The organism is Bacillus sp. 05T22 (genome assembly GCF_056396765.1).
This window is the reverse complement of sequence record NZ_JBFTMC010000096.1, coordinates 18096-27927: the sequence shown is the minus strand read 5'-3', so window position 1 is coordinate 27927 and position 9832 is coordinate 18096. Positions and strand designations below refer to the sequence as shown.

The following is a 9832-nucleotide window of genomic DNA, read 5'->3' as shown; positions in this document are numbered from 1 at the left end:
TGTTTGTAGGTAGAGTGAAAAGACCAGGAGTTTTCCTGGTCTTTTTTATTTGATTCAATAAAGAAATTAGTTGAAAAGAGGTTTTCATATTTTTACCATAGTTATTCAATTGTGATATTCTTTAATGATTTGTCTGTCGGTTGTTTTTTTTCTTGCATACAAGAAGAGAGTTCTTCTTGTAAAATATTTATCATTTTTTTAGCTTGTTGCCTAAAGGGAGTAGGTAATTCATTTATGATATACATTCCAACTTCCACTTTTGTATGAATCACTTTTCTTAATAAATCCTCATGCATGAACCGCACCCCCAAAACGAATGTTTAAAACATCCCCTTCAAATTTTGCACCTTGAACGGATAAGTGCGTTAATGTTTTTGGTAATGTAATATTTCGTTTGACAGAACCGGCGCGAATGATGAGTTCATCACCTTTTTGATTTAAAGAGAGTTCACTTTTATCCGAGAATGGAATAGAGAGAACAAAAATATATTCATCTCCATCTTTTTTTACATATTGTGTACGCCCGTTGAATTTTACAGCGGTTGGTTCTACATCATCTTTGAATAGAGCATCTCCTACACGCTCTAGCATAGGTAATCCAACTACTTCTTGTTCAAACATTGGAGCTTCATAAATAGGAAGTGGTTGGAAGCTATCCTGAATTAATGCTTTATATTTTTTCTGCGCGTCTTTCCATGCTTGGAAGTAGGAGTCGGTAACAGTATTAGGGATGACGCGGTTAATCATGATCGCATCCACGTTATAATCATATAAATTCAAATAGGTGAAGCTACGCTGCGCTTCTTTAATAACCATTTTTTCTGGATTTACAACAACGCGAATACTTGTCACGTCACGGTTAGATAAAATATCCCGCATTTCTCCAAGGTGTTCAAGTGTATTTGTTAATTCATCCATAATATCATCAGTAGGAAGTGGGACTCCTAGAAGTGGTTGTGCAACAGGTCGAACAACTTTTAAAACTTTTCTTTTAATCGGAAAGAGTTTTTCCATCCACCAGCCGAGCATATCAGGAAAGCTTAGCATGGCGAGAGTTTCTCCGGTTGGTGCGCAATCAATAATGATGACATCATATGTTTTCTGTTTATAGTAATCGAGTACACGAAGTAAACTAATTAAGTCCTCCATGCCAGGAAACATCGTTAATTCCTCTGTTGTAATATCATCGGCTGCTTTTGATGTGAATAGCAATGTAATATACTTTTGTAATTTCCCCCAGCCTTTTTCCATTTCATAAATTGTATTGATTTCTTGAGCCCATAAATTTTCACGAATTTCTAGTGGCTCAGAAGATAATTTTATGCCAAAGGAATCTCCTAAGCTATGAGCTGGGTCAGTGCTCATTACTAATGTTTTTAATCCTTGTTTTGCACTTTGAAGTGCTGTTGCCGCTGAAATGCTAGTTTTTCCTACGCCGCCTTTGCCTGTATACAAAATAATTCTCATATTTATATCCCCCTTGTTTCGGTTGTCGAATATTACGAGTGTCGAAATATATATTTGAATAAAAACCCCATAAAGGGCCTTATTCAATCGGGATGTTTTTCATCTTAGGTGTAGGAAGCTTTTCCACTTGTTTTTGTTGTGACGTAGCGATGTGATTCATAATCTTTTGGAAGATTTGTAGTAAAAATGTTTTTTCTTCTTCTGATAATGCTTCCGTCACAAGGTTAAAGTAATGAGCTGCATTCTGTTTCACTTCTTGAACAAGTCGTATTCCTGTTTCGGTTAAGCGAATTAAGACAATACGTCGATCACTTTCATTCCGATAGCGCTCAATATATCCTTTTTTCACAAGCCGATTCACAACACCTGTCGTTGTGCTCATTGGAATGTCAAGGAGTTCCGTGATCTTCGTCATCGTAATATCTGTATTTCGCTCCATCCATAGCAGACAGAATATTTCTGTTTTAGAAAGTGATAAATCAAGGCTCACCCATTCTTCTGGATAGAAAAGCTTCTTGGCGTTATCTAGCAGTAAGTCTAAAAAATGTTCATATTGCAACAATTATTTCCACTCCCGTATATTTCGAGATTCGTAATATTTGGTTTTATTTTATGCGTATTGCAACTAAATGTCAAACAATTAGTGTTTGTTTTTTCAGATTAGATAAAAAATAAACTTTATAATAGAAAATGTGTATGGTGAGTAATAAATACAGAATTATATTTTACATAAAAATCCATAATAGTAATATACTTATCTATAATGGATGTACAGATCAAGGGGGAGAACAATGAGAAAGAGAAATACCCAAGCGTTCACATTTTTAGCATGGACTTCATTTGTTTGTGCACTTTCTGGTATGTTAATTGGTATTTATACATTAGATGAAACGCTTAGTGTAAAAGGATACTACTTAATTGGAACATTATTTTTAACAATGTCCTGTTTTGTACTGCAAAAAACAATTCGTGATAATGAAGAAGATAACGAGCGTTTACCGAAAAAAGAACCGTTGGATAAAAACTAAATTGAGAGGAAAGGCAGAAGCCTTTCTTTTTTTATGCAAAAATGCTGTAAGTGCCGTGTGTTGACTTGCTTGAAGTACTGAAAATTTGGTATCATCAATAGTATTGTAGATTGAACGATATATTATGGAGGTGGCCTAGCCGTGTCAAGAATTTCCGTTGAGAATGTAAAGCATGTAGCGCATTTAGCACGTCTTGCAATTACAGATCAAGAAGCAGAAAAATTTCAAAAGCAACTCGATGCAATTGTTACATTTGCAGAGCAGTTAAATGAATTAGATACAACAGGTGTTAAACCAACAACTCACGTATTAGATATGAAAAATATTATGCGTGAAGATGTACCAGAAAAAGGTTTACCAGTTGAAGAAGTATTAAAAAATGCACCGGATCACAAAGATAATCAAATCCGTGTTCCAGCAGTATTAGAATAGAGGGGGGAATTTCGATGTCATTATTTGATCATTCTGTATCAGAGTTACATAAGAAGTTAAACAACAAAGAAATTTCCGTTACGGATTTAGTAGAAGAATCATACAAACGTATTGCGGATGTAGAAGATAGCGTAAAAGCTTTTCTTACATTAGATGAAGAAAATGCACGCGCGAAAGCGAAGGAATTAGATGCGAAAATTGGTGCTGAAGATAACGGTTTACTTTTCGGTATGCCAATCGGTGTGAAAGATAACATTGTAACAAACGGCCTTCGTACAACTTGTGCGAGCAAAATGTTAGCAAACTTTGATCCAATTTATGATGCGACAGTTGTGCAAAAGCTGAAAGCTGCTGACACAATTACAATCGGTAAATTAAACATGGACGAGTTTGCAATGGGGTCTTCAAATGAAAACTCTGGTTTCTACGCTACGAAAAACCCATGGAATTTAGATTATGTTCCGGGTGGATCTAGTGGTGGTTCTGCAGCAGCAGTAGCGGCAGGAGAAGTATTATTCTCTTTAGGTTCTGATACGGGTGGTTCAATCCGTCAACCAGCTGCATATTGCGGTGTCGTTGGTTTAAAACCAACTTACGGACGTGTATCTCGCTTTGGTTTAGTTGCATTTGCATCTTCTCTTGACCAAATCGGACCAATTACACGTACAGTAGAAGACAATGCATACCTATTACAAGCGATTTCAGGTGTTGACCGCATGGATACAACTTCTGCAAATGTTGAAGTTGGCAACTACTTAGCTGGTTTAACAGGTGATGTAAAAGGTTTACGTATCGCTGTACCAAAAGAATACTTAGGAGAAGGTGTTGGCGAAGAAGCTCGTGAGTCAGTACTAGCTGCGTTAAAAGTATTAGAAGGTATGGGGGCAACTTGGGAAGAAGTATCTCTTCCGCACTCTAAATATGCTTTAGCAACGTATTACGTAATTTCTTCTTCAGAAGCGTCTGCTAACCTTTCACGCTTTGATGGCGTACGCTATGGCGTTCGTTCTGACAATGTGAGTAACTTAATGGACCTTTACAAAAACACGCGTAGCGAAGGCTTCGGTGATGAAGTAAAACGTCGTATCATGCTCGGTACATTTGCACTTAGCTCTGGTTACTATGATGCATATTACAAAAAAGCACAACAAGTACGTACATTAATTAAAAATGACTTTGAAAATGTATTTGCTAACTATGACGTTATTATTGGACCAACAACGCCGACTCCAGCATTCAAAGTAGGCGAAAAAGTAGATGATCCAATGACAATGTACGCAAACGACATTTTAACAATTCCAGTGAACTTAGCAGGTGTTCCGGCGATTTCTGTTCCATGTGGATTCGGTGCGAACAACATGCCACTTGGTTTACAAATTATCGGTAAACACTTTAATGAAGCAACAATTTATCGCGTTGCACATGCGTTTGAGCAAGCAACAGATTATCATACAAAAAAAGCAAGTCTGTAGGAGGCGAGCATAGATGAATTTAGAAACAATTATCGGTTTAGAGGTTCACGTTGAGTTAAAAACGAATTCGAAAATTTTCTCTGCGAGTCCAACAGAATTCGGAGCGGATCCAAATACACAAACAAGTGTAATTGACTTAGGATATCCTGGGGTGCTTCCAACTCTAAATAAAGAAGCAGTTAACTTTGCAATGAAAGCTGCAATGGCATTAAACTGTGAAATCGCAACAGAAACAAAATTTGATCGTAAAAACTATTTCTATCCAGATAATCCGAAAGCATACCAAATTTCTCAATATGATAAACCAATTGGGGAAAATGGTTGGATTGAAATTGAAGTAGATGGCAAAAAGAAACGCATCGGTATTACACGTCTTCACCTAGAAGAAGATGCAGGTAAATCAACGCATACAAGTGAAGGTTCATTAGTGGATTATAATCGTCAAGGTATGCCATTAATCGAAATCGTATCTGAGCCAGATATGCGTACGCCAGAAGAAGCATATGCATACTTAGAAAAATTAAAATCTATCATTCAATATACAGGTGTATCTGACTGTAAGATGGAAGAGGGGTCTCTTCGCTGTGATGCGAACATTTCCCTTCGTCCAGTAGGACAAGAGAAGTTCGGTACAAAAGCAGAGCTGAAAAACTTAAACTCTTTCACTTATGTACAAAAAGGTCTTGAGCATGAACAAGTACGCCAAGAAAAAGAATTATTATCTGGTGGCATCATTCAACAAGAAACGCGTCGTTATGATGAAGCAACAAAGAAAACAATCTTAATGCGTGTAAAAGAAGGATCTGACGATTACCGTTACTTCCCAGAGCCAGACTTAGTTGAACTTTACATCGATGATGAGTGGAAAGAGCGCGTTCGTGCTTCTATTCCAGAACTTCCAGATGCTCGTAAAGTACGCTATGTTGAAGAACTTGGTTTACCAGCTTATGATGCACACGTATTAACATTAACAAAAGAGATGTCTGATTTCTTTGAAGCAACAATCGCAGATGGTGCAGATGCAAAATTAACATCAAACTGGTTAATGGGTGAAGTACTTGCATACTTAAATAAACAACAAAAAGAATTAAAAGACGTAGCATTAACGCCAGCTGGTCTATCTAAAATGGTTCAATTAATTGAAAAAGGTACAATTTCGTCTAAAATTGCGAAAAAAGTATTTAATGAATTAATTGAAAAAGGTGGAGACCCAGAAGAAATCGTTAAAGCAAAAGGTCTTGTTCAAATTTCTGACGAAGGTACACTTCGTAAGGTCGTAACAGAAATTCTTGATAATAACGAACAATCTATTGAAGACTTTAAAAACGGTAAAGACCGTGCAATTGGCTTCTTAGTGGGTCAAATTATGAAGGCGACAAAAGGACAAGCAAACCCACCACTTGTTAATAAAATCTTGTTAGAAGAAATCAACAAGCGATAATAAAGAAAAGTGGAACTGGATAGCCTAGCTCATGAAGTTAAGCGGTTATCAAATAGTAAAGATTACTCAGAGAAAGCACCCATATTTGGGTGTTTTTTCTGAGTTAATCAAACGTTTGTTTAAATTAAGAAATTATTTAAACAAACGTTTGATTAACTGACAAAAGTGAGAAAATGTTTGTATAGCAACTATGGTATGATAGTTGCAAAAAGGTGGGAATAATGATAAATCTAGACATAGAGAGTTTTTTCATCTCGTGAAATAATAGATAATTGTTATCCCCTGTCTTGTATGTAAGAAACAGAAAGTACTATGAATGGTGAAATGATATATATTGCTTAGTTCAATAAAGTAAAGCTTTCATTAGTAGGTTGTTCTTTATATTTTGCTGATGTAAAGCGGTATGAACCTGGGTCCTTATTTGTCCTTTTAAATGGGCTAAAAGAAGGATATGGAGATGAGAGGAGGTAGGCATAGGAACGCTGAATAAAGATTCGGTATATTCTTTTTCTGTGAATGGTGAATGAGAAATTTCCTGTGCTAATGAATGATGAAGCGAGCAAGAATAATTTATAACCCTACTTCTGGCCGTGAGTTATTTAAAAAGAGCTTACCAGAAGTATTACAAAAATTAGAACAAGCTGGATATGAAACATCTTGTCATGCGACAACGGGTCCTGGAGATGCGACTGTGGCAGCGAGGCAAGCGGCAAATCGTAAATTTGATGTTGTCATTGCAGCGGGTGGTGACGGGACGTTAAATGAAGTGGTGAATGGTTTAGTAGGAAATGAATATCGTCCAAAATTCGGAATCATTCCAGTTGGGACGACAAATGATTTTGCACGTGCAATCGGTGTACCGCGTTCTATTGAAGAGGCGGCAGATATTATTTGCGAAGGTAAGACTGTTCCATTAGACCTTGGTAGAGCGAACGATACATATTTTATTAACATTGCTGGCGGCGGACGTATTACAGAATTAACATACGAAGTACCAAGTAAGCTGAAAACAGTACTAGGACAGCTTGCCTATTATTTAAAAGGTATCGAAATGCTGCCATCATTACATCCAACATACGTTGAAATCGAGTATGATGGAAAGCTATTGCAAGAAGAGATTACGATGTTTTTAATTACGAATACCCGCTCAGTTGGTGGCTTTGAAAAAGTTGCACCATATGCATCTATTAACGATGGTTTATTTGACTTATTAGTGCTGAAGAAGGGTTCTATTGCTGATTTGATTAAAGCAGCAACACAAGCACAGCGCGGTGAGCATATTAATAATCCAAAAGTTTTATATACGCAGGCAAATCGTATTAAGGTTCATTCGCCGGATAAATTAATGATTAATTTAGATGGTGAATATGGCGGAGATGCGCCAATGGAATTTGAAAATATATATCATTGTCTTGAACTATTTGTTCCAGAACATAAAGAGGATACCTTATAAAGGTATCCTTTTTTATTTATTTATATAGGAACGTGTCGATGGAATCGTGTCATTAATTCCTTTTGTAAATTGGGAGTTGGTTTGATTTTCATTGTATTTTTACAATGCGTTCATCTTACATCCACATTTACTTGCTACACTGAATGTGAGAAGGGCAGAAAGGTAGGGTCTGTTATGGAGAAGATAAAGGCAATACTCTTTGATAAAGATGGAACATTAATGGATTTTCATTCGATTTGGATTAAAGTTGCAGAAGAACTTGTAGCTAAACTTATAGAACTACATCAATTACCTCAATCATTACAGTTAACGATTTTAGAAGAAATTGGTGTTAAAGGGGCGGTTGTTCATCCAAGTAGTGTATTAGCAGCAGGAACAAGCCTCGATATAGCGAAAATATGTTGTAAGTATATACCGTCTGTTAAAGAGAGTGATATGCATCACTGGATAAGTGGAAAACTATTTACTCTTATGTACGAACATCGTTCACATATGAGGATGACAGCAGATTTACCAAGGGTTTTACAAACATTGAAAGATAAAGGTTTCGTTTTAGGGGTGGTGACAGCTGATGATTTTGCACCGACAGAATTATTTTTAAAGCAGTATCGATTGGAATCTTTCTTTGATTGTATTGTAGCTGCAGATACATTTCCGGCACAAAAACCAGATAAACAAATTGTAGAAGCATTTTGCGAGAAGTTTAGCTTGGATTCATCGGAAGTAGCGGTAGTTGGCGATACACCGACCGATTTACATTTAGCGAAAAATAGTGGCGCTTGTTATGCAATTGGTGTTCTTTCTGGGACGGGGGATCGACAAACATTAGCACCACTTGCCGATGTTGTACTAGATTCTGTAGGAGATCTTATTTCTGGCTCTGGTGAATTTATTTGGGAACAAAGGAAGTCTAATGTATAAATAAAATAAGTCTATAGAGACTCATAACAAGTCTTTATAGACTTATTTTTTATGTCGAAATACTAGGAATGTTAGAACAACACTACATTTGTAAGTTGGCATACATCTTGCAATATAGAAAAAGAAAATCATAGCATAGAAAAGGATGGGAGAAACGATGAATACAAAATTCGCTAAAGTAAATGAACAAATTCCAGGACCAAAGGCAGCTTCTTTATTAGAACGCCGTCAAAATATCGTACCAAGGGGCGTGAGTAATGGGATTTCAACATTCGTACAGTCAGCCGATGGTGCGCTTGTAACAGATGTAGATGGAAATCAATTTATCGATTTTGCAGGAGCAATTGGAACGATTAACGTAGGACATTGTCACCCTGCTGTGAAAGAGGCGCTTCATAAACAAGTAGATCAATATATTCATACTGGATTTAATGTAATGATGTATGAGCCATATATTGAATTAGCAGAGAAGCTTGCGGCATTAGCTCCTGGAAAATTTGAAAAACAAGTATTATTTTTAAATAGTGGTGCTGAAGCAGTTGAAAATGCTGTGAAAATTGCTCGTAAATATACGAAAAGACCTGGCATTATTGCGTTTTCAAAAGGGTTTCATGGTCGTACATTGATGACAATGACGATGACAAGTAAAGTAAAGCCATATAAATTCGGATTTGGTCCATTTGCACCGGAAGTATATAAAGCACCATTTCCATATGAATATCGTCGTCCAGAAGGTTTAACAGACGAACAATACGATAACTTTATTATTGAAGAATTTAAGAATTTTTTAATATCAGAAGTTGCACCAGAAAGTATAGCAGCTGTTGTGATGGAACCAGTCCAAGGTGAAGGTGGTTTTATCATTCCAAGTAAAAAGTTTGTCCAAGAAGTACGTCGTCTTTGCTCTGAACATGGTATTTTATTTGTAGCTGATGAAATTCAAACAGGATTTAGTCGTACAGGAAAATACTTTGCAATTGATCATTATGATGTAGTTCCAGATTTAATTACTGTTTCAAAATCATTAGGGGCAGGAGTACCGATTAGTGGCGTTATTGGCCGAAAAGAAGTTATGAATGAATCAGCACCAGGGGAACTTGGTGGAACATACGCTGGAAGTCCATTAGGCTGCGCTGCGGCATTAGCTGTTTTGGATATTATAGAGAAAGAAAAATTAAATGATCGAGCTGTACATGTAGGAAAAGTTGTGATGGATCGATTTGAAGCAATGAAGAAAAAATATAATTGTATTGGTGATGTGCGTGGCTTAGGAGCAATGTGTGCGTTCGAACTTGTTAAAGATCGTACAACGAAAGAAGTGGATAAAGCATTAACAGCAAATTTATGTGCTGAAGCAAATAAACGTGGATTGCTCTTATTATCTGCTGGAACGTATGGGAATGTAGTTCGTGTATTAATGCCACTTGTCATTACAGATGAACAGCTAGAAGAGGGGCTTACAATTATTGAAGATTCCCTGCAAGCTTGTTATGAGCAAGCAGATATAGCTCGTGTATAAATAATAGAATGCAAATTGAAAAAACGACATAAAATCTTTCTTTTTTTAGGTGGAGAGAGCATCCATTCATGTATAGAAGCGGTCAGACTCTCCTACAGC

General features: G+C 36.6%; 10 protein-coding genes. 7 read left to right on the top strand and 3 right to left on the bottom strand.

Annotated elements, in window-relative coordinates; genetic code table 11:
- Window positions 1-101: 101 nt before the first annotated feature.
- The 3 genes from AC1DIT_RS21815 to AC1DIT_RS21805 form a co-directional block, all read right to left on the bottom strand.
- Window positions 102-296: a DUF3926 domain-containing protein gene (locus AC1DIT_RS21815; RefSeq protein WP_016112839.1), complete on the bottom strand. Its 195-nt coding sequence runs from the start codon at window positions 294-296 to the stop codon at window positions 102-104.
- Window positions 289-1467: an ArsA family ATPase gene (locus AC1DIT_RS21810; RefSeq protein WP_016112840.1), complete on the bottom strand. Its 1179-nt coding sequence runs from the start codon at window positions 1465-1467 to the stop codon at window positions 289-291. Before AC1DIT_RS21810 ends, AC1DIT_RS21815 begins: the two co-directional genes overlap by 8 nt.
- Before the next feature lie 79 nt (window positions 1468-1546).
- On the bottom strand, window positions 1547-2029 hold the full coding sequence (locus AC1DIT_RS21805) for a MarR family winged helix-turn-helix transcriptional regulator (RefSeq protein WP_016132506.1): 483 nt from the start codon (window positions 2027-2029) through the stop codon (window positions 1547-1549).
- Window positions 2030-2258: 229 nt separating this feature from the next.
- Between AC1DIT_RS21805 and AC1DIT_RS21800 the strand changes: the two genes are divergently transcribed.
- From AC1DIT_RS21800 to gabT, 7 genes are all read left to right on the top strand, one after another.
- On the top strand, window positions 2259-2495 hold the full coding sequence (locus tag AC1DIT_RS21800; RefSeq protein ID WP_016132507.1) for a YiaA/YiaB family inner membrane protein: 237 nt from the start codon (window positions 2259-2261) through the stop codon (window positions 2493-2495).
- Between the two features lie 141 nt (window positions 2496-2636).
- Window positions 2637-2927, top strand: coding sequence for an Asp-tRNA(Asn)/Glu-tRNA(Gln) amidotransferase subunit GatC (gene gatC / locus AC1DIT_RS21795; RefSeq protein WP_003194647.1), 291 nt, complete (start codon window positions 2637-2639; stop codon window positions 2925-2927).
- Window positions 2928-2941: 14 nt separating this feature from the next.
- Window positions 2942-4399, top strand: a complete 1458-nt coding sequence (gene gatA, locus AC1DIT_RS21790) for an Asp-tRNA(Asn)/Glu-tRNA(Gln) amidotransferase subunit GatA (RefSeq protein ID WP_016112843.1) — start codon at window positions 2942-2944, stop codon at window positions 4397-4399.
- Between the two features lie 13 nt (window positions 4400-4412).
- Window positions 4413-5840, top strand: coding sequence for an Asp-tRNA(Asn)/Glu-tRNA(Gln) amidotransferase subunit GatB (gene gatB, locus AC1DIT_RS21785; protein WP_016112844.1), 1428 nt, complete (start codon window positions 4413-4415; stop codon window positions 5838-5840).
- A 547-nt stretch (window positions 5841-6387) separates the two neighbouring features.
- The gene (locus tag AC1DIT_RS21780) at window positions 6388-7293 is read left to right on the top strand and encodes a diacylglycerol kinase (RefSeq protein WP_003194652.1); all 906 of its coding nucleotides are present in this window, start codon (window positions 6388-6390) and stop codon (window positions 7291-7293) included.
- A gap of 174 nt (window positions 7294-7467) precedes the next feature.
- Entirely contained in the window at window positions 7468-8214 is a 747-nt protein-coding gene (locus AC1DIT_RS21775; RefSeq protein ID WP_016132287.1) for an HAD family hydrolase, read from the top strand.
- A 157-nt stretch (window positions 8215-8371) separates the two neighbouring features.
- The gene (gene gabT, locus AC1DIT_RS21770) at window positions 8372-9733 is read left to right on the top strand and encodes a 4-aminobutyrate--2-oxoglutarate transaminase (RefSeq protein ID WP_016112846.1); all 1362 of its coding nucleotides are present in this window, start codon (window positions 8372-8374) and stop codon (window positions 9731-9733) included.
- The last annotated feature ends 99 nt before the right edge of the window (window positions 9734-9832 follow it).

Excerpts from the sequence above, each read along its gene's own strand:
- AC1DIT_RS21800 (WP_016132507.1), top strand. The coding sequence starts at position 2,259 with ATGAGAAAGAGAAATACCCAAGCGTTCACATTTTTAGCATGGACTTCA.
- AC1DIT_RS21815 (WP_016112839.1), bottom strand. The coding sequence starts at position 296 with ATGCATGAGGATTTATTAAGAAAAGTGATTCATACAAAAGTGGAAGTT.
- gatA (WP_016112843.1), top strand. The coding sequence starts at position 2,942 with ATGTCATTATTTGATCATTCTGTATCAGAGTTACATAAGAAGTTAAAC.
- AC1DIT_RS21780 (WP_003194652.1), top strand. The coding sequence starts at position 6,388 with ATGATGAAGCGAGCAAGAATAATTTATAACCCTACTTCTGGCCGTGAG.
- gabT (WP_016112846.1), top strand. The coding sequence starts at position 8,372 with ATGAATACAAAATTCGCTAAAGTAAATGAACAAATTCCAGGACCAAAG.
- AC1DIT_RS21810 (WP_016112840.1), bottom strand. The coding sequence starts at position 1,467 with ATGAGAATTATTTTGTATACAGGCAAAGGCGGCGTAGGAAAAACTAGC.
- AC1DIT_RS21775 (WP_016132287.1), top strand. The coding sequence starts at position 7,468 with ATGGAGAAGATAAAGGCAATACTCTTTGATAAAGATGGAACATTAATG.
- gatB (WP_016112844.1), top strand. The coding sequence starts at position 4,413 with ATGAATTTAGAAACAATTATCGGTTTAGAGGTTCACGTTGAGTTAAAA.